This is a genomic window from Thioalkalivibrio denitrificans, from assembly GCF_002000365.1.
Lineage (GTDB): Bacteria > Pseudomonadota > Gammaproteobacteria > Ectothiorhodospirales > Ectothiorhodospiraceae > Thioalkalivibrio_A > Thioalkalivibrio_A denitrificans.
This window is the reverse complement of sequence record NZ_MVBK01000046.1, coordinates 46,304-66,479: the sequence shown is the minus strand read 5'-3', so window position 1 is coordinate 66,479 and position 20,176 is coordinate 46,304. Positions and strand designations below refer to the sequence as shown.

At 64.8% G+C, this 20,176-nt stretch carries 15 protein-coding genes; 4 read left to right on the top strand and 11 right to left on the bottom strand.

Features of this window, described 5'->3' with window-relative positions; all coding sequences use genetic code 11:
* The first annotated feature begins 219 nt into the window (after positions 1 to 219).
* A complete protein-coding gene (locus tag B1C78_RS08635; RefSeq protein ID WP_077278759.1) occupies positions 220 to 651 on the top strand; it encodes an Rrf2 family transcriptional regulator in 432 nt (143 codons plus the stop codon).
* Between the two features lie 25 nt (positions 652 to 676).
* Here the strand turns inward: B1C78_RS08635 and B1C78_RS08630 are convergent, their stop codons facing one another.
* Positions 677 to 1,114: a bacteriohemerythrin gene (locus B1C78_RS08630; protein WP_077278758.1), complete on the bottom strand. Its 438-nt coding sequence runs from the start codon at positions 1,112 to 1,114 to the stop codon at positions 677 to 679.
* A gap of 98 nt (positions 1,115 to 1,212) precedes the next feature.
* Positions 1,213 to 7,053 (bottom strand): excinuclease ABC subunit UvrA, encoded by a 5,841-nt coding sequence (gene uvrA, locus B1C78_RS08625; protein WP_175628260.1) that lies wholly within the window; start codon positions 7,051 to 7,053, stop codon positions 1,213 to 1,215.
* Positions 7,054 to 7,365: 312 nt separating this feature from the next.
* On the opposite strand from uvrA, the gene B1C78_RS08620 reads away from it, so the two are divergent.
* The gene (locus B1C78_RS08620) at positions 7,366 to 8,232 is read left to right on the top strand and encodes an ATP-binding protein (protein ID WP_077278757.1); all 867 of its coding nucleotides are present in this window, start codon (positions 7,366 to 7,368) and stop codon (positions 8,230 to 8,232) included.
* A 167-nt stretch (positions 8,233 to 8,399) separates the two neighbouring features.
* Here the strand turns inward: B1C78_RS08620 and B1C78_RS08615 are convergent, their stop codons facing one another.
* The 4 genes from B1C78_RS08615 to alaC form a co-directional block, all read right to left on the bottom strand.
* Positions 8,400 to 10,703: a SulP family inorganic anion transporter gene (locus B1C78_RS08615; RefSeq protein WP_077278756.1), complete on the bottom strand. Its 2,304-nt coding sequence runs from the start codon at positions 10,701 to 10,703 to the stop codon at positions 8,400 to 8,402.
* A gap of 261 nt (positions 10,704 to 10,964) precedes the next feature.
* Positions 10,965 to 12,104, bottom strand: a complete 1,140-nt coding sequence (thrC, locus tag B1C78_RS08610) for a threonine synthase (RefSeq protein WP_077278755.1) — start codon at positions 12,102 to 12,104, stop codon at positions 10,965 to 10,967.
* 211 nt (positions 12,105 to 12,315) lie between these two features.
* Complete coding sequence (locus B1C78_RS08605) at positions 12,316 to 13,626, bottom strand: homoserine dehydrogenase (RefSeq protein WP_077278754.1); 1,311 nt, start codon at positions 13,624 to 13,626, stop codon at positions 12,316 to 12,318.
* 44 nt (positions 13,627 to 13,670) lie between these two features.
* Entirely contained in the window at positions 13,671 to 14,870 is a 1,200-nt protein-coding gene (alaC, locus tag B1C78_RS08600) for an alanine transaminase (protein WP_077278775.1), read from the bottom strand.
* Between the two features lie 165 nt (positions 14,871 to 15,035).
* Here alaC and B1C78_RS08595 point away from each other — a divergent pair, with 165 nt between their 5' ends.
* Positions 15,036 to 15,407 carry an Mth938-like domain-containing protein gene (locus B1C78_RS08595; protein WP_077278753.1) on the top strand — a complete coding sequence of 124 codons (372 nt, stop codon included), beginning with the start codon at positions 15,036 to 15,038 and terminating at the stop codon, positions 15,405 to 15,407.
* A gap of 101 nt (positions 15,408 to 15,508) precedes the next feature.
* Here the strand turns inward: B1C78_RS08595 and rpoS are convergent, their stop codons facing one another.
* Genes rpoS through surE form a run of 5 tightly spaced genes read right to left on the bottom strand, consistent with a single transcriptional unit; the run spans position 15,509 to position 19,384 of the window.
* Complete coding sequence (gene rpoS / locus B1C78_RS08590; protein ID WP_077278752.1) at positions 15,509 to 16,570, bottom strand: RNA polymerase sigma factor RpoS; 1,062 nt, start codon at positions 16,568 to 16,570, stop codon at positions 15,509 to 15,511.
* Between the two features lie 36 nt (positions 16,571 to 16,606).
* Complete coding sequence (locus B1C78_RS08585) at positions 16,607 to 17,383, bottom strand: peptidoglycan DD-metalloendopeptidase family protein (protein ID WP_077278751.1); 777 nt, start codon at positions 17,381 to 17,383, stop codon at positions 16,607 to 16,609.
* Positions 17,380 to 17,967, bottom strand: a complete 588-nt coding sequence (locus B1C78_RS08580) for a YqaA family protein (protein ID WP_077278750.1) — start codon at positions 17,965 to 17,967, stop codon at positions 17,380 to 17,382. The genes B1C78_RS08585 and B1C78_RS08580 overlap by 4 nt, the downstream gene beginning before the upstream one ends.
* Complete coding sequence (locus B1C78_RS08575; RefSeq protein WP_077278749.1) at positions 17,964 to 18,602, bottom strand: protein-L-isoaspartate(D-aspartate) O-methyltransferase; 639 nt, start codon at positions 18,600 to 18,602, stop codon at positions 17,964 to 17,966. The genes B1C78_RS08580 and B1C78_RS08575 overlap by 4 nt, the downstream gene beginning before the upstream one ends.
* Before the next feature lie 26 nt (positions 18,603 to 18,628).
* A complete protein-coding gene (gene surE / locus B1C78_RS08570) occupies positions 18,629 to 19,384 on the bottom strand; it encodes a 5'/3'-nucleotidase SurE (RefSeq protein WP_077278748.1) in 756 nt (251 codons plus the stop codon).
* Between the two features lie 134 nt (positions 19,385 to 19,518).
* On the opposite strand from surE, the gene B1C78_RS08565 reads away from it, so the two are divergent.
* A complete protein-coding gene (locus tag B1C78_RS08565; RefSeq protein ID WP_077278747.1) occupies positions 19,519 to 20,064 on the top strand; it encodes a Smr/MutS family protein in 546 nt (181 codons plus the stop codon).
* The last annotated feature ends 112 nt before the right edge of the window (positions 20,065 to 20,176 follow it).

Below are 20,176 nucleotides of genomic sequence, written 5' to 3'. Positions count from 1 at the left end.
ACGAACGGTGGTGAGATATGCGGGCTAGTCGTCGGCGCCGGAGACCCCACGTTCCGACCGGAGGCCTACCGGTTTCTTGACATCGGTCATTACATGGGGCTGAAGTGCATGTTTAAGTGGCATAATGATTGATGCCACAGGGTTCTCCATGCCTTGTCTCGTTTCCGGGGTTAGCCGGCAACGGTGCCGTGGGCTCCACATGATTACCCGGCCGACCCCATGCAGCTGACCCGTCACACCGATTTCGCCCTGCGCGTGCTGATCTACCTGGCCGTCAACCCGGGCAGGCTGAGCCGTATCAGTGAGATCGCCGAGGCCTACCAGGTTTCACGTCATCACCTGGTCAAGGTGGTTCACCAACTGGGTCGCACCGGACACGTCAAGACGTTCCAGGGCAAGAGCGGCGGCATTCGGCTTGGGCGGCCGGCGGAAGAGATACGCATCGGTGACGTGGTGCGCGACATGGAGGAAAACCTGGAGATCATCAACTGCGTGGCGCCGGCCTGTGCCATCATGCCGGATTGCCGGCTCAAGGACGTGCTCATGGAGGCACGCGACGCCTTCATGGCCACGCTGGACAACGTGACACTGGAGCAACTCACGAACAAGCGGGAGCACAACCTCGCACGCCGGCTCAACGTCACGCCGTGATACACCCATCGGCCGGAAGCGGGCGTCAGGACGGTTCGCTTCCCCTGCCCTGACCCTTCACGAATTTCTCCGTGGCCGCATCCATGGTGGCGCAGTGGCGCCGGTACCACGGCAGGAAGCGGCCCATGAACAGCTCCCGCAGTTCATTCAGGCTCACCACCCCCGCGTCCAGATCATCCAGAAAACTCACCAGTTCTTCCAGACGCTGATCGTGTTCCTGCTTGTGCACCGGCAACGGCGGATAGCCGACTTCCTTCATCAATGATTCCTCCCGGTTGAAATGCGCCCGGGTGTGTTCGATGAAGTCCCGCAGATCCCTGCGCAACTCGGGATTCTCCTCACTGGTGCTGGCGGCAAGATTCTCCACGATCCGCTCCAGCAGGCGCACCGCCTCTTCATGATCATGAAGCATAAACTCCACCGCCCGGTCGGCATCGTGACCGGGATCCGCCTCGTGGCTCATGATGCTCTCCCGTAGGTCCGTTTCATCGCGAAACCATACCACGTTACGATGGGCCGAACGATGCCGCCCACCGCAAATCGATCCTCTCGGGGACATACTCATCGCTGCAGAGATTCGCGTTGCGAGCGATTCCGATTACCATCTGCATCTGCAGATCTCGTATGATCGACCGGGCGCCCGCCGGGGCCGGCGATGAACCCCCTGAGCATGCGCCCGGTATGCGATCTGCGCCGGGCAATGACCTCCGGCGCGCCCTGCCCCGCCACTCTTCCACCCCGATCTCCCCCCTCCGGGCCCATGTCGATGATCCAGTCCGCCTCAGCGATCACGTCCAGATTGTGCTCAATGACGATCACCGAGTGACCCGCCTCCACCAACCGGTGCAGCACGCGGATGAGCTTTTCCACGTCGGCCATGTGCAGACCCACGGTAGGTTCATCCAGGACGTAGAGGCTGCCGCGTGACCCGGTCCGGGACGAGGATCGAACCGTAGGGCGGGCCTGGTCTGCGGAGCGGGCGAAGGTACTGATGCTTCGCGAAAGTTCTGTCACCAGCTTCATGCGCTGGGCTTCGCCGCCCGAGAGCGTCGGGCTGGGCTGCCCCAGGCGCAGATAACCCAGCCCCACGTCCTGAAGCAGTCGCAGGGCCTGGTGAACCGCGGGATGGGCGATGAAAAATGGTACGGCCTCGTCCACGCTCATGTTCAGCACATCGGCGATGGAGCGGTCCTTGAACCGCGCCTCCAGGGTCTCCCGTGCGTAGCGCCCGCCGCCACAGGCCTCGCACGGCACCACCACGTCGGGCAGGAAGCTCATCTCGATGCGCCGCACCCCCTGGCCCTCGCATACGGCACAGCGTCCCCCGCTGGTGTTGAAGGAAAACCGCGAGGCGTTCCAGCCCCTGAGGCGCGCCTCGGGGGTCTCGGCGTACAGCTTGCGGATGCGGTCGAACACGCCCACGTAGGTGGCGGGGCAGGAGCGCGGCGTGCGCCCGATCGGGGTCTGGTCCACCTCCAGCACCCGCTCCAGGTCCTGCCAGCCCTCCAGGGCGGCGCAGCCGGTGAGCGCCGGTTTGCGCCCCCGCTTGCCCACCCGCTCCGCCAGGTTCCGGTACAGCACCTCGCGCACCAGGGTGGACTTGCCGGAGCCGGAGACTCCGGTGACGCACACCAGGCGATTGAGCGGAATGGAGACCGCCGCGATTCGCAGGTTGTTGAGACACGCGCCCTCGATGGTCAGGGCCGGTGCCTGGCCCGCCTTCGTGGGCCGCCGTGCCACCAGCGGGTGTAGCAGGGGGTGGGCCAGGAAGCGCCCGGTGAGGGACTCGGGCGCCTTCATCACCTGTTTCACGCTGCCCTGGGCCACCAGCCGTCCGCCCCGCTCGCCTGCGCCGGGACCCAGGTCGATCACGTGCTCCGCGCTGCGGATGGTGTCCTCGTCGTGTTCCACCACCACCACGGTGTTGCCCTTGGCCTGCAGGCGATGCAGGGTGTCCAGCAGCATGCGGTTGTCCCGTGGGTGCAGACCGATGGTGGGCTCGTCCAGGATGTAGCAGACCCCCTGCAGGTTGGTGCCCAGCTGCGCCGCTAGGCGGATGCGCTGGGCCTCGCCGCCGGAGAGTGTCGGCGCGCCGCGATCCAGGCTCAGATAACCCAGCCCCACCTGTTCCAGGAAGGCTAGGCGGCCGCGGATCTCGGGCAGGATGTCCCGGGCGATGGCGGATTCCCGCGCCTTCGGTTTGAGTTTCTCGAACCAGGCGCGTGCCGCCTTCACCGGCAGGGCCGACAGCTCGCCGATGGAGCGTTCCCGGAAACGCACCGCCAGGGCCTCGGGCCGCAGGCGCTGGCCGTGGCAGGCGGGACAGGTCTGGCGCGACTCGCCTTCTTCCAGCCACTCCCCTTCCTCGCCGCTGTGGGCCTCGTCGAAGCCCTTCAGCACCACGCCGGTGCCGAAACAGGTGCGGCACCAGCCATGGCGGGCGTTGTAGGAGAACAGGCGCGGGTCCGGCACGTCGAAGGACCGGGCGCAGGACGGGCAGGCCCGTTCCGTGGAGTAGAGTTTCTCGGCGCGGCCCTTGGCACGACCGTCGTGCAGCGACACCTTCTCGTCCCCCTCTCCCGCACGCGGGAGAGGGCCGGGGTGGGGGGAACGGCCCCGGCCGTTCACAGGTGCGACGCGGATCATGCCCTTGCCAAGATCCAGGCCCCGGGCGATGGCCTCGCGCAGCGCAGCCTCGGCCTTGGGCGTCACCCTGAGGCTCGCCACCGGCAGTTCGATGTCGTGTTCCCGGTAGCGGTCCAGGCGCGGCCAGGGATCCGTGGGGATCAGCTCGCCGTCCACGCGCAGATGGCTGAAACCCCGGTTGCGGGCCCAGCGTGCCAGGTCCGTGTAATAGCCCTTGCGGGCCGAGACCAGGGGCGCCAGCACGTGCACCTCCCGATCCTTCCACTGCTTGAGCAATGCGGCCAGAATCGCCTCCGGGGTCTGGGGCTCGATGGGCACGTCGCAGTCCGGGCAGTACTGGGTGCCCAGTTTCACGTACAGCAGGCGCAGGAAGTGGTGCACCTCGGTCAGCGTGCCCACAGTGCTCTTGTGTCCTCCGCGGCTGGTGCGCTGCTCGATGGCCACCGTAGGGGGGATGCCGGTGACCGCGTCCACCTCGGGGCGCGAGGCCGGCTGCACCAGGGAACGGGCGTAGGCATTCAGGGACTCCAGGTAGCGGCGCTGGCCCTCGTTGAACAGGATGTCGAAGGCCACAGTGCTCTTGCCCGAGCCGGACACGCCGGTGACCACGGTAAAGCGGTCGCGGGGCACCTGGATGTCCACGCCCTTGAGGTTGTGTTCCCGGGCGTTGCTGATACGGATCTCGGCGGGGACGTTTTTCGCGGCCTTGCGATACGACGGTGCCGACGACTCCGAGATGCCGCCGGCAGCCTCGGCGCGCAGGGCCGCGCCGGTATGGGAACCGGGGTGGTCCATCACCTGCGCCGGCGTGCCCTCGCAGACGATCTCACCGCCGCCGTCGCCGCCCTCGGGACCGAGATCCAGGAGCCAGTCGGCGGCGCGGATCACGTCCAGGTTGTGCTCGATGACAATCAGGGAATGGCCCTCCGCCTGCAGGCGCCTCAGGGCCTTGAGCAACCGGGCGATGTCCTCGAAGTGCAGGCCGGTGGTGGGTTCGTCCAGCAGGAACAGGGTGGCGCCGCGCTCTGCAGGTCGGGCTTTAGCCCGACGCCCATTTGGCTCCGGGACACTCTGCTGTCGGGCTGAACGAATCGCCGGGAGCGATTCGTCGCGCGAGCCCCCTTGGGGTGAGGCGCAGGGATGCGCCGAACAAGCCCGACCTACAGTCCTCCCCGTGTGTCTCACGAGATGCCCGGCCAGCTTCAGGCGCTGGGCCTCCCCGCCCGACAGGGTCGGCACCGGCTGGCCCAGGCGCAGGTACTCCAGGCCCACCGCCGCCAGCGGTTCCAGGCTCTGCTGGATCTCAGGCACATGGGCGAAGAATGCCAGGGCCTCGGTCACGGTCATCTCCAGCACGCCGGAGAGATCCGCGGCGTGCCCCTCCGCGCCCAGGGCCTTCACCTGGAGCACCTCGGGCCGGTAGCGCCTGCCGTCGCACTCGCCGCAGCGAAGATACACATCGGAGAGGAACTGCATCTCCACGTATTCAAAACCGGAGCCGGTGCACACCGGGCAGCGGCCATTGCCGGAGTTGAAGCTGAAGGTGCCGGCGGTGTAGCCGCGCTCCTTTGCCAGCGGTTCCTCGGCGAACAGCTTGCGGATGGCGTCGAAGGCGCCCACGTAGCTGGCCGGGCAGGAACGGGCGGTGCGGCCGATAGGGGACTGGTCCACCATCACCACCGCGTCCAGGGACTCGTGACCGCTCAGGGAGCCGAAGGCGCCGGCGGGATACTCCGGGCGCCCCTTGAGTTTGGCCAGCGCCGGATAGAGCAGGTTCTGGATGAGGGTGGACTTGCCGGAGCCGGACACGCCGGTGACGCACACCAGGCGGCCCAGGGGGAAGCGCGCGTCGATGCCCTTGAGGTTGTGCTGGACCGCGCCGTGCAGTTCCAGCCAGACGGTGTCCCGATCCGGTGGCAGGCCGGCGGACGGCAAGGCCACCTGTTTGCGGCCGCTCAGGTACTGACCGGTGAGGGACTGGCGGGAACGCAGGATCTGCGCCGGCGTGCCGAAGAACACCACCTCCCCGCCCCGCTCCCCCGGGCCGGGTCCCATGTCGAGGATGCGGTCCGCGGCGCGCATCACCTGGGGGTCGTGTTCCACCACCAGCAGGGAATTGCCCGCATCCCGCAGCCGGCGCAGCACACCCACCACCCGGTCCATGTCCCGGGGATGCAGGCCGATGGAAGGCTCGTCCAGCACGAACAGGGTGTTCACCAGGGAGGTGCCCAGCGCCGTGGTCAGGTTGATGCGCTGCACCTCGCCGCCGGACAGGGTCCGGGACTGGCGGTCCAAAGTGAGATAGCCGAGCCCCACTTCGCACAGATAGTTCAGGCGCGCGCGGATCTCGGCGAGCAGCAGGTCGGTGGCCTCATCCAGTGGCTTCGGCAGATGGAGGTGATCGAAAAAGGCCTTGCAGCGCGCCAGGGGTACTTGCATGAGATCATGCAGGCACAGGCCCGGCTGGGACTCGAGCCGTGGTCGGGACCAGGAGACACCCGCCGGCAGAAAGCGGGCACCGGGTTGCAGAACGCCGTCCGCATCGGCTTTCGTGCCCAGACGCCAGAGCAGGCTGTCGGGCTTGAGCCGCGCACCCTGGCAGACCTTGCAGGGCTCGTAGCTGCGGTAACGCGACAGCAGCACCCGGATGTGCATCTTGTAGCTCTTGGTCTCCAGCCAGTCGAAGAAGCGCCGGATGCCGTACCAGACGCCGTCGTCGAAGTCCCCTTCCCCCTCGATCACCCAAGCCTGCTGTTCATCGCTCAGATCATCCCAGGGCACATCCAGCGGGATGCCCCGCTTGCGGGCGAAGACCTTCAGTTCCGCCTGGCATTCGTAGTAGGCGTCGGTCTGCCAGGGCTTCACTGCCCCGTCACCGAGACTCATCCGACCGTCCGGGATCACCAGGTCCAGGTCGATGCCCATGGTGCGGCCGAATCCCCGGCAGGCCTCGCAGGCGCCGATGGGGGAGTTGAAGGAGAAGTGGTTGGAGGTGGGTTCGCTGTAATGCAGGTCGCAGGCGGCGCAATGAAGGTCGGCGGAATAGTCCATGGGCGCGAGCGGTTCGCGGTCCTCACCCAGCGGGTAGACGCGCACGCGACCCTGGCCATGATGCAGGGCTGTCTCAAGGGCCTCCACCAGGCGCCCCCGATTGCCCGGCTCGACCCGGAGGCGGTCCTGGATCACCTCCAGCCGTGTACCCGTGTCCACGTGCAGGCGTTCATAGCCCTGCGCCCTCAGGTGCCCCTTCACCTCCTGGGCCGAGAAATTCTCGGGCACGGGCACCGCAAAGACCACCATGACGCGCCCCGCTCCGGATTCCTTTCGCGTAAGCCACTCGTCGGCGATGGACTCGGGGCTGTCCCGCCGCACGGGCGCGCCGCAGCCCCGACAGTGCAGGTGTGCCGCCCGGGCGTAGAGGAGTTTCAGGTGATCATTGAGCTCCGTCATGGTGCCCACGGTGGAGCGCGAGGTGCGCACCGGGTTGGTCTGGTCGATGGCGATGGCCGGCAGCACGCCTTCGATACGGTCCACTGCCGGCTTGTCCATACGATCCAGGAACTGCCGGGCGTAGGGAGAAAAGGTCTCCACGTAACGCCGCTGTCCCTCCGCGTAGACCGTGTCGAAGGCCAGAGAGGACTTGCCGGAGCCGGACACCCCGGTGACCACGATCAGCTCGTTCAGGGGCAATTCGAGGTCCAGGCCCTTCAGATTGTTCTGACGGGCGCCGAAGATACGGATACGATCCTGGGACATGGGCAATTTTGGGACTTTCGGAGGCAGGACAGGTTACCCGATCCTTGGGGTCCTGTGGTGAATGGCACAGTGAAAATAGGGGTCCGCGAATGAACGCAAATCAACGCGAATGAAAAGCCAAAGCATGAACCGCAAAGGGCGCGAAGGTATGCGCGAAGGGCACAAGGGAAATCATGTGATCAAAAAACCTTTGCGTCCTTCGCGCATACCTTCGCGTACTTCGCGGTTCGCTTTTTTGGATCTGAATTCGCGTTGATTTGCGTTCATTCGCGGACTCCATGATCCTAAGCAAAACGCCCCCGGACACGACCCATGACCCACGACATCGAACTCAAAGACGTGCTGGAACAGTTTTCCCGGCTCATGGACCGGGCGGAGCGGCTATTGCCCGTGCCGCCGCCGGATCCGGACTGGTCGGCACCGGCGCATCGCTGGCACCGGGACGGTCACCTGAGCCCGGTGCATGAGATCGCACCGTTGTCTCTGGATGACCTGCTGCACATCGAACGGCAGAAGGCGCAACTGGTTCGCAACACGCGGCAGTTCCTCAAGCATCTCCCCGCCAACAACGTGCTGCTCTGGGGCTCCCGGGGCACAGGCAAGTCCTCGCTCATGCGCGCGCTGCTCAACGAATTCAGGCATGACGGGTTGCGCATCATCCAGGTCGATGGCCACGACCTGGTCCATCTGCCCGATATCGCCCGGCCCCTGGCGGGACGCCCCGAGCGCTTCATCGTGCTGGCGGACGATCTCTCCTTCGAAGCCAGCGACCCTGGCTACAAGGCGCTGAAGGCCATGCTGGACGGGTCACTGGAGGGAACACCCGAGAACGTGCTCATACACGCCACTTCCAACCGCCGCCACCTGATGCCGGAAAAGATGATGGACAATCTGGAGGTGAAACGGGTCGACGACGAAATCCACCCCGGCGAGGCCGTGGAGGAAAAGATCTCTCTCTCCGAGCGCTTCGGCCTCTGGCTGGCCTTCCATCCCTTCAACCAGGAACAGTACCTGGCCGTGGTGAACCATTGGCTCACCCGCCTGGGCTGCATCGAAACAGAGGAGAGCCGCGCTGAGGCCCTGCGCTATGCCCTGGGCCGAGGCTCACGCAGCGGCCGCGTGGCGTGGCAGTTCGCGCGGGACTGGGCGGGGCAGAAAGGTCTGGAGATCGGCGGTTGAAGGCAATGGACAGGATGAACAGGATTTTTCAGGATTAACAGGATTAAAGGCCTTTCACGAATAGTTATGTAAATCCTGTTAATCCTGTCAAATGTTTTTCGTCTTGAATCCTGTCAATCCTGAAAAATCCTGTTCATCCTGTCCATTCTCTGTCCGTTCAACGCGCTTCAGGATGCCCCCTCCTCCGCGGGGTCCGCGTCGGATACGTCGTCATCAGCGGGGGATGGAGAATCCTCCAGGCAGTGCTCGATGACCTCCAGCAGTTCCTCGATGCCTTCGGGTGTTTCCAGTTCCCGGTCCGGGCGGAACACCAGCAACGCATTGGAACGCACCTCCAGGTACACCCCGGGATACCTGTGCAGGAAGTCGCGCATATGCCCTGCGGATGCCAGGGCGGACTCGTCGGAACGCCGCGAATAGATGCGATAGCCCTCCGGGAATCCGGATGCCTCGGGTGGATCCAGTTCGCGATAATCGACCAGGTAGCGCTTCAGGTAATGCCCGGGGGCCAACACCATGTCCGGCAGCTCCGGACCCTTCTCAGGCAGTCGCACGACAACCAGAGTGTGCAGGTGCTCGGCATAGTAGTCGGGGGCGGCGGTATGGCTGTAGTCGAAGACTTTCACGTCACAGTCACGGTAGCGCCCGGTCATCACATGGCGCTCCTGCTTGCGGTCACCCCGGCGCAGATAGACGAATCCGTGCGGGTCCAGGATGGCCAGGGTGGCCGGATTGAAGTCCAGACCATGCCGTTGCGCCACTTCGCGCATCTCGGCGGCACGGGCGGACAGCTGGGCCTCGCGGCGCACCAGCGCGGCATCATGCATCCGCGCTGACAGGGAGTGCTGGGTGAACTGGTAATAATTCTCCAGCCCGTGCAATTCGAAGGGTCTGCGGCGACGGAGGGATTCCTCCTGCAGGTGGTGCAGATACTCCATGGCCGTATGATCGATGATGCGCCCCGATTCGGTGGCAATCATCGTGATCGAGGCATCTTCCGGGATCTGCTGCAGCAGCTTGTCCAGCGGCAGCAGGTTGAAGCACACCAGGGAGCCCAGGTAGATCTCGTAATGCTCCCGGCCATCACGGATATCGTTGCGGACCTTGATGATCGGATTGTGAAACAGGCCGACGAAGTTCCTCACCACCAGTTCCACCGACTGGGAAAACGTCAGGCGTCCGGTCAGGACTGCCCGGAACGATGGCGTCAGCAGGTAGGCGAGCATGAACACTTCGGCCACCATGCCGATGAGAATGCCCCACAACAGATCGGTAAGAAGTATCGCGCCCACGGTGATCAGGAAGATCACCATCTGGTCCCGACCGATGGTGAACGTCTTCTTGAAAACCCGGTACTCGCACAAGCGCCAGCCCACGTAGATCAGGATGGCCGCAACGGCCGCCAGGGGAATCATCGAAATGATGTCCGTGGCGAGCATCAGGAAGATGATCAGGAAGATGGCGTTGTAGAAGTTTGCCCAGAGCGTGCGCCCGCCCGCATCGATGTTGGCACGGCTCTTCACGCCGCCGGGGATGATGGTCAGTCCGCCCGCCAGGCTGGAGAGGACGTTGGACACGCCCATGGCCCGCAACGTCACGTTCGGGTGGGACTTGCGCTGAAAGGGATCGATCTTGTCCACGGCAGCGATGGTGGCCAGGGACTCGATGCCGTCGATGAGTGTCAGCGTGATCACCACGATCAGCAGACTCACCCACAGCTCCGGCCGGTTGAACATCTCTTCAAACGCGGGCACGGTGATACCGCCCTCGAGAATGCTCTCGGGCATGGTGATGAGGTAATCCGCGTCCAGGCCCATGGCGGTGGCCAGCGCAAGACCGAGCAACGCCACGAACAACGGCGCCGGGATGCGGCGCATCCACTGGTGGCGTGTAGCGTTGAGGTAGAACATCAGGAACAGGCAGAGCGCACCGATGAAGAACACCACCGGCTCGATGTTTATCAGCGTTTGCGGCATCTTGACGATGGAATCCACGCTGGTGGGCGCCACGGGCGAGAGATCGCCCACGAGCAACGGGATCTGCTTGAGGATGATCATGATGCCGATGGCGGCCAGCATCGCCTCCACCACGGTCACCGGCAGGAAAATGGCAAACCGCCCGGCGTTCATGAACGCCAGGATGATCTGCAGGAGTCCGGTCAGGCAGATGGCCACCAGCACCAACGGATAACCGGCGGCCAGGTCTCCGCCCCCCAGCAGCAGCATGCCCGACAGCAAGGCCGGCGCGAGACCGGCGGCGGGACCGCTGATGGTCACATAAGCGCCGCCCAGGAAAGGGAAGATCAGGCCGGCAATGATCGCAGAGACGATGCCGGTGACAGGCGGCGCGCCCGATGCGATGGCGATGCCGAGGGAGAGCGGCAACGAGACCAGCGCCACCTGGAGTCCCGCCCCCAGGTCGTAACGCCAGTGTTTAAGACCCTTTATGCCGTTACTCGGCTTCTCTTCCATCCATGCCTTTCCGGTTTAGTGTGGGGTTCGCGGGACCACACCTGCGCCAGCCCGCCATCGCATTGTTCTTGTAGGCGTCCGCATCAACCACCGGGAAGAAGGCCGATGGTCACAGGCGCCCTTTGGCAAGGCGACTATATGCGAGCATGCGGACACTGCCAACCTCCGGAGGTCGGCATATCCTCAACAAAGTCATGGAATTAGGGGGCCGTGGCGCGGACCAGGGGAAAAGAAATGGACAGGATGAACAGGATTTTTCCGTCACATGTTGTCCATGATGGCGCGCTTCACCTGGTCAAGCGTGGCTTCCACATTGACCAGCGGGCGGGTGCTCTGGGCGATGGCGGTCTCGGGGTCCTTGAGGCCGTGGCCCGTCAGTGTGCAGACGATGCTGGAGCCTTCGGGGATCTTGCCGTTTTTCACGTCCCGCAGGGCACCGGCAAGCGAAGCGGCAGAAGCCGGCTCACAGAACACGCCCTCCCTTTCCGCCAGCAGCTTCTGGGCCGCGAGAATCTCCTCGTCGGTGCACTCGTCGAACCAGCCACCGGATTCCTCCTTCACCTTCCAGGCAGAATCCCAGGACTGGGGATGGCCGATACGGATGGCGGTGGCCACGGTCTCGGGGTTGTCCACCATGGCGCCGCGCATGAAGGGGGCGCTGCCCGAGGCCTGGTAGCCCACCATCTTCGGGCGGTTGCCCACCACGGCTCCGCCCGCGTAGGTGCAGTGTCCCTTGCAGAAGGTGCACGCCTCGGTGACGTGGTCGCCGGAGCCGGAACTGTACTCGCAGTAGCCGATCCAGTGGGCGGTGATGTTGCCGGCGTTGCCCACGGGCAGGCAGTGGTAATCCGGGGCTCGGCCCAGTTCCTCGACGATCTCGAAGGCGGCGGTCTTCTGGCCCTGCAGACGGAAGGGGTTGATGGAGTTGACGATGGTCACCGGGGCCTCGTCGGCGACTTCCTTCACCAGGCGCATGCCGTCATCGAAGTTGCCCTTGATCTGGATGACCACGGAGCCGTGCATCATGGCCTGGGCCAGCTTGCCCTTGGCGATCTTTCCGTCGGGAATGATCACGAAGGCCGTGATGCCGGCACGGGCCGCGTAGGCGGCGGCGGCCGCGGACGTATTGCCGGTGGAGGCGCAGATGATGGCCTTCGAGCCCTCCTCCACGGCCTTGGTCACGGCCATGGTCATGCCGCGATCCTTGAAGGACCCGGTGGGGTTAAGCCCCTCGTACTTCACGTAGATGTCCACTTCCCTGCCGACGATGCGCGGGATGTTGTTCAGGCGGATGAGCGGCGTATTGCCCTCGCCCAGGCTGATGATGCGCGTATCGTCATGCACCGGCAGCCGGTCACGGTAGCGATCAATCAGTCCGGTGTAGCGGGTTTGAAATGGCATCGTGATGTTCTCTGGGTTCGAAAGGATAATGGACAGGATGAACAGGATTTCTCAGGATTGACAGGATAAGGACAAGAAAGCGTATTAGCAGGACTAACAGCATTTACATGATTATTTCTTCAATGCTCTTAATCCTGTTATTCATGTCTATTTCTTTTCGCTTCATTAGATCCTGTCAATCCTGAAAAATCCTGTTCATCCTGTCCATAAATTACTTCAGGGTCTCCATGCGGATGCGGACGACCGGGGCGATGACGGTGTCGAGCTGCCGGATGGCCTCGATGGCGCGGTTCATGTTGCCTTCGCGTACCTTGTGGGTAAGCAGGATGACGCTGGCCTCGGAGGCCTGTTCATCGGGCTCGCGCTGCAGCACGGCCTCCAGGCTGATGCGTTCGTCACCGAAGATGCGGGTGATGTCGGCGAGCACGCCGGGTTTGTCCTGGACACGCAGGCGCAGGTAGAAGGCGGTCTGCACGTCTTCCATGGGCAGCACAGGCGTATCCGACAGCGCGTCGGCCTGGAATGCGAGATGCGGGACGCGGTTCTCGGGGTCGGAGGTGAGCGCGCGCACCACGTCCACGAGATCCGCCACCACTGCCGATGCGGTCGGATCCGCGCCGGCACCGGCGCCGTAGTACAGGGTCGGCCCCACGGCGTCGCCCTTGACCAGCACGGCGTTCATGACACCGTCCACGTTGGCGATCAGCCGCCGGTGGGGAATCAGCGTCGGGTGCACGCGCAGCTCGATGCCCTGATCGGTCTGGCGCGCCACCCCCAGGTGCTTGATGCGATAACCCAGTTCGGCGGCATAGGCCACGTCCTCGCGGGTGACGCGGGTGATCCCTTCCGTGTAGACCTTGTCGAACTGCAGCGGAATGCCGAAGGCGATGGAGGCCAGGATGGTGAGCTTGTGGGCAGCATCGATACCTTCCACGTCGAAGGTGGGATCGGCCTCCGCATAGCCCAGCCGCTGGGCCTCCGCCAGCACGTCGTCGAATTCCCGGCCCTTGTCGCGCATCTCCGTGAGGATGAAATTGCCGGTGCCGTTGATGATCCCGGCCAGCCACAGGATGCGGTTGCCGGCGAGTCCTTCGCGGATGGCCTTGATAATCGGGATACCACCCGCCACGGCCGCCTCAAAGGCCACCATCACACCCCTCTTCTGTGCCTCCGCAAAGATTTCGTTGCCGTGCAGGGCAATCAGCGCCTTGTTGGCCGTCACCACATGCTTGCCCTGCGCTATGGCCGCCAGCGCCAGTTCCCTTGCGGGGCTGGTACCCCCGATCAGTTCCACCACGATCCCCACCTCAGGGTCGTTGACCACGTCGAACGGATCCGTGGTGAGTCGGATGCCTTCAAGCCGGCAATCCCGGGGGCGCTGGATATCACGGGCCGAAGCCGCCACCACTTCGATGCCGCGGCCGGCACGCCGGGCGATCTCGTCACCGTTGCGGGTGAGCACGTTGATGGTTCCGCACCCTACGGTGCCCAGGCCAAGCAGGCCGACTTTGACCGGTTTCACGTCATTTCCTCGGGATAGGAGTCAGGGCGAGAACGGCGGCATGATCAGGTGTCACTGCCGCACCGGGCGTCTTCCCGGAACATGGCCTTGATGCCCCGCACGGCCTGGCGCGTGCGGTGCTCGTTCTCGATCAGGCCGAAGCGCACATACTGGTCACCGTAGCTGCCGAAACCGACCCCCGGAGAGGCCGCCACCTTGGCGTCCTTGAGCAGTTTCTTGGAGAACTCCAGCGAACCCATGTGCACGTACTGTTCTGGGATGGGCGCCCAGACGAACATGGTCGCCTTGGGCTTCTCCACGACCCAGCCCAGGGCGTTGAGGCCGTCGCAGAGCACGTCCCTTCTGCTCTGATACAGCTGGCGTATCTGTCCTACACAGTCCTGCGGCCCCTCCAGCGCCGCGATGGATGCCACCTGGATCGGGGTGAAGGTGCCGTAGTCCAGGTAGGACTTGATGCGCCCCAGGGCGGCCACCAGTTTCGGATTGCCGCACATGAAACCGACTCGCCAGCCGGGCATGTTGTAGCTCTTGGAGAGGCTGTAGAACTCCACCGCCACGTCCTTGGCCCCGGACACCTGCAGGATGGAGGGGGCCCGGTAACCGTCGAAGGTGATTTCGGCATAGGCGAGATCATGCACCACCCAGATGCCGTACTCGCGCGCGATGTCGATCACCTTCTCGAAGAAACCCAGTTCCACGCACTGGGCCGTGGGGTTGGCGGGAAAGCTCAGCACCAGCATCTTGGGCCGGGGCCAGCTGTCCTGAATGGCCTTCTCCAGTTCCGCGAAGAAATCCACGCCGGGCGTGAGCGGCACGTGCCGGATGTCGGCACCGGCGATCACGCAACCGTAGGGATGTATGGGGTAGGCGGGATTGGGTACCAGCACGGCGTCGCCCGGCCCCAGGGTGGCCAGGGCCAGATGCGCAAGACCCTCCTTGGAACCGATGGTGACAATGGCCTCGGTCTCGGGGTCCAAGTCCACATTGAAGCGGTCCTTGTACCATCGGGTGATGGCCCGGCGCAGGCGCGGGATACCCCGGGACATGGAATAGCGATGGGTGTCGTCGCGCTGCGCCACTTCGCAGAGCTTGTCCACGATGTGCTTCGGGGTGGGCTGATCCGGATTGCCCATGCCGAAATCGATGATGTCCTCCCCGCGGGCTCGGGCCTTGGCCTTCAGATCATTGACGATATTGAAGACGTAGGGCGGCAGGCGCTTGATTCTGGGAAATTCGTCGATCACGGATGCAGTCGCCGGGGCATTGGATATGAGCAGGGGCGCGTCCGCCGACCCGAACAGGGGCGTACGCGAATAAACTGACGACATTACTTCGGGGTACGGGGGCTGTCAATGTGGACACTGTGCGCCCTGTTGCAGATCCATGAGCGACGGCGGTAGCTTACGCGCATGAAGATGACACAGGATTTCGGGAGCGGCAGTTACCTGATCACCGGCTACGGGGCCGGCATGGTGCGCATCAACGAAACCCGGCACACGACCAGTCTGATCGTGACCCCAGAGGGCGTGGACACCGGCTGGCCCCCCGAGCGCTTCGACGATCTGGACCTGGCCTGCTTTCGATCCCTGCTGGAAGACCCGCCGGAAATCGTGATCCTCGGCACCGGCGCGACCCTGCGATTCCCGCCACGGGACATCCTGGCCGCCTTTCGCAGCCGCTCGATCGGTTTCGAGGTGATGGACACCGGCGCCGCCTGCCGCACATACAACATCGTCATGGCCGAGGGACGGCCGGTGGCAGCGGCGTTGTTGATGATTTAGGGCATATTCGACATTCAAGATTCAAGATTCAAGATTCAAGATTCAAAGATGAGGTTGCCCTCCCCTCCCTTGAATCTTGAATTTTGAATCTTGAATTTCATCTATCCCTGTAAAAGCGCCTCTTCCGAAAACCCGCGACTCTCCAAAATCTTTCTCAGGCGTTTCAATGCATCCATCTGTATCTGCCGTACGCGCTCGCGGGTGACGCCAAGTTCCGCACCCACCTGCTCCAGGGTGCAGCGCTCGTAGCCGTGCAGGCCGAAGCGGCGTACGATCACCTCGCGCTGCTTGTCGTCCAGTTCCAGCAGCCACTCGTCCACGAACTGCACCACGCCCTCGTCCTGGATGAGGACCGAGGGCTCCGGGGTGTGCTCGTCCGGGATGACGTCCAGCAATGCGCGCTCGCCGTCCTTGCCGATGGGCAGGTCCACGGAAGTCACGCGCTCGGAGAGGGCCAGGATGCGCTTGACGTCATCGACGGGGCGGTCGAGACGGCGTGCCACTTCTTCGGCGGAGGGTTCGTGGTCCAGTTCCTGGGCGAGCTTGCGGGCGGTGCGCAGGTAGACGTTGAGTTCCTTGATGACGTGGATCGGCAGCCGGATGGTGCGGGTCTGGTTCATGAGCGCCCGCTCGATAGTCTGACGGATCCACCAGGTGGCGTAGGTGGAGAACCGGAAACCGCGCTCCGGATCGAACTTCTCCACCGCGCGGATCAGACCCAGATTACCCTCCTCGATGAGATCCAGAAGAGCGAGCCCCCGGTTCATGTACCGGCGGGCAATCTTGACCACCAGACGCAGGTTGCACTCGATCATCTTGCGCCGGCCGCTTTCGTCGCCCTTCTGCGCCAGCCGCGCGTAATACACTTCCTCTTCCGGCGTCAGCAGAGGCCGGAATTCGATCTCGTTCAGGTAGAGACGCGTCGCGTCCAGTTCGCCTTTCGGCAGTTCACCGGCCGCGTAGACCTTGGCCTTGGGCTCGGCGACCTCCACCTCGAGCTCCTCGGCCCCGTCGGCCTCTTCGTCCAGGACGGTGTCGTCATCGTCCAGGAGTTCAAGTCTGGACTCGTCCTCGTCCGCCTTGCCCTCCGCGGTGAATTCGTCGTCCTTGGGTGTATCGTCCGCCACATCGGAATCGGGTTCGACCCTGCGCCGCTTTGGCATGTAGCCTCCTGTTTCGGGGCCCCTCACTTCCCCGGTTCAACGCCTCGGCAGATACCGCACCGGATCCACGGGCCTGCCGTCATACCGAATCTCGAAGTGCAGCATGGGACGGTCGGTTCCGCTGTCGCCCAGCCGGGCGATCTGCTGCCCTGCCGCAACATTCATCCCCTCCGTCACCAGGAGCTTTTCATTGTGTGCGTAAGCGCTTAGGAAATTCTCGTCGTGCTTTACGATGATAAGCTGACCGTATCCGACAAGTCCACTTCCGCTGTATACCACGCGTCCTGACGCGGCCGCGCGTACAGGCTGACCGCGTGTGCCCGATATCCCGATGCCGCGCTTGCCCGTGTCACCGTCCGGAAACGGGCGGATCACCTGTCCGTCGGTGGGCCATTGCCAGCGGATGCCGCTTGCCGCTGCGCTCGGGGCGGGCTGCGCGGGCCGCGGGGCGGGGGCCGGCCGTGCCGGCGCCGACGATTCCGATCGGGGCTGCGACGCGCCGCTTCGCGGCGCGGACGAGGGCTCACTGCGCGCCGGCGGTGGGGGCGAGGCAGCCACGGCGCCGCCGGGCGGCGGATTCATGCGCAGGCGTTGTCCGGGACGGATGGTATAGGGGGACGAAATGCCATTCCACGCGGCCAGCTGCTGCCAGTCCACTCCATAGCGCCAGGCAATGGAATAGAGCGTGTCATTGGCGCGCACCGTGTAATAACCCGAGCGGAAACCGGTGTCGGCACTGCGCGGCGGCGCCGCGCAGCCCGCCACCAGGGCCACTGCCACGCACGCCAGAATCACGGCACGCCAGGTCTTCATCTCCCCTGCATCTGATAGACAACCGCCGCCGCCACCAAGAGCAGCACCGTCAGCCATCCCAGCCACTCCATGTAGGGGCGCAGTCTCTGCTCGACCCTGGGCCCGAGCCAGCCGATCAGCAGCGCCACGGCGAAGAACCGCGCACCGCGCCCGATGAAGGAGGCGATGACGAAGGGCAGCAGGGCCATTGAGAGCGCCCCCGCCGTGATGGTGAACAGCTTGTAGGGAATGGGCGAGAACCCCGCCACGAGCACCACCCAGACACCCCAGACATCAAACCAGTCCTTTGCCTGCAGCAGTTCCTCTCCGTAGCCGGCGGCGATCACCCAGGGCTCCACCAGGCCGAAGGCCAGCCAGCCGATCACGTAACCCAGCACCCCACCAAGCACGGAGAACAGCGTGGTGATAAAGGCCAGGCGCACGCTGCGATCGGGCCGCGCCGCGGCCATCGGGGCCAGCATCACGTCCGGGGGAACGGGAAAAAAGGAGGATTCCGCAAAGGACAGCGCTGCCAGGTAGCGCGGCGCGTGGCGGTGCCGCGACCACAGCATGACCCGGTCATACAGGGGTTCGAACAGCTTCATCGGGATGTCCCGGGCAGCATCGGCACGAAGCTGACCGCCTCCAGGTACTCTCGCTCGTAGGCGTCGGCGCGGCGGGTGATGCGCATCAATGTCTGCACCTCGCCGTCCGCGCCCACCGGCGCCACCAGCACCCCGCCCACGGCCAGCTGAGCCAGCAGGGCCTCGGGCACCTCCCGGGGGGCTGCCGTAAGCACGATGCCGTCGAAGGGGCCCTGCTCCGGCCAGCCCCAGTTTCCGTCGCTGTGCTTTAGGCTCACGTTGCGGATGCGCAGGGCACTGAGCACCTCGCGCGCGCGGCGCTGCAGGCCCAGGATGCGCTCCACGCTGTACACGCGCTCCACCAGCGGCGCCAGCACCGCCGCCTGGTAGCCGGAACCGGTGCCCACTTCCAGCACCCGAGAGCGGGGACCGCCTTCGAGCAGCGCCTCGGTCATGCGCGCCACCACATAGGGCTGCGAGATGGTCTGGCCGTAACCGATCGGCAGGGCCGTATTCTCATAGGCGCGGCTGGACATGGCCTCGTCCACGAACAAATGGCGCGGCGTGCTGCCGATCACCTCCAGTACACGGTGATCGCGAATACCCGCTTCCTCCAACTGGCGAACCAGCCGGTCCCGGGTACGTTGGGAGGTCATGCCGATACCCGTCGTATGGGTGCTGTTCACTCACCGCCCCCCTCGGAGAGCCAGTTGGCCACCGTGTCGATGGCGTCGTAGCGGGTGAGATCCACCTGGATGGGCGTGACCGACACGTAACCTGAACGCACGGCGTGGAAGTCCGTGCCGGGACCGCTGTCCTGTTCCGGACCTGCCGGGCCCACCCAGTAGATGGGCCGGCCGCGCGGGTCCTCGCTGCACACGACGGGCTCGGACTTGTGGCGGTGCCCGAGGCGGGTGGCCTGGAAGCCACGGATCTCGCTCCACGGGAGGTGCGGCACGTTCACGTTCAGAATGGTGTTGGCCGGCAAGGGCATATCCCCCAGGCGGCGCAGCAGGTCCAGCACCACCCGGGCGGCGGAATCGTAATGCTTGCCCTCGTGACTGTTCAGCGACACGGCAATGGCCGGGAGCCCCAGGAAACGCCCCTCCATGGCGGCGGCCACGGTCCCCGAGTAGAGCACGTCATCGCCCAGGTTCGCGCCCGAATTGATACCGGAGATGACCATGTCCGGCTCCTCGTCCAACAGGCCGGTGATGGCCAGATGGACGCAGTCCGTGGGCGTGCCGTCGACCCGTATGTCGCCGTTTTCCAGTCGCGTCGCCCGCAGGGGACGCGCCAGCGTCAGGGAGTTGCTGGCCCCGCTGCGATCCCTGTCCGGGGCCACGACGAACACCTCCGCCACCGTGCGCAGAGCGGCGGCAAGACACTGCAGTCCGGGGGCATGCACGCCATCGTCATTGCTGAGCAGGATGCGCATGGGTGGGCGGGTTTGCGGCATGACGGGTAATATACTTGAAAGCCCGCGGCAATCGCAGACCTGGCTGTCCGCCGATACCGCGCTCCCGTCCGGCCCTTGCGTAACCGGGGCCGGCATGTACCGGAGCCCTTGCCATGGATCACGACACGCCACCGGACGATGACGACAGTGCCCTGTTCCGGAAGGCAGTGGGCCCGGTGCGCCCCATGCGCCAGGATCGTCACCTGCCCAGGCGCCGCCCACCCCGGCCCCGTCCGCATCATTCCGAGGCCGAGGATCGGGCGGTGGTGCGGGATCTCACCTCGGACCCCTTTTCGGGCACGGACGTCCAGCCCGGGGACGAACTGCAGTTTGCACGCCCCGGACTGCAACGCAGCGTCTATCGCAAGCTGCGCCGGGGTCAGTTCCGTCTGGATGCCGAACTGGACCTGCACGGACTGACTGTGGCCGAGGCCGCACAGTCCCTGGCGCTGTTCCTGTCGGAGGCGCGCGAAGCGCGCTGGCGCTGCGTACGCATCGTGCACGGCAAGGGCTTGCGGTCCTCCAATCGCGGTCCGGTGCTCAAGGCACAGGTCGCACACTGGCTCGCGCTGCGCGACGAAGTACTGGCCTACACCTCCGCACGGCCCGCCGACGGCGGCACCGGGGCCGTGTACGTGCTGTTGCGTCACCAGAGTTGACCCAGGTCAACACCGCCGGGCCCTGCCGTCACTTATGGTCATCCAGCGGCTCACTAGGAGCCTGTCGGACTTAGGCTGCTCCTACTGCGCCGGTGGGAGAGCGGTCCATTTT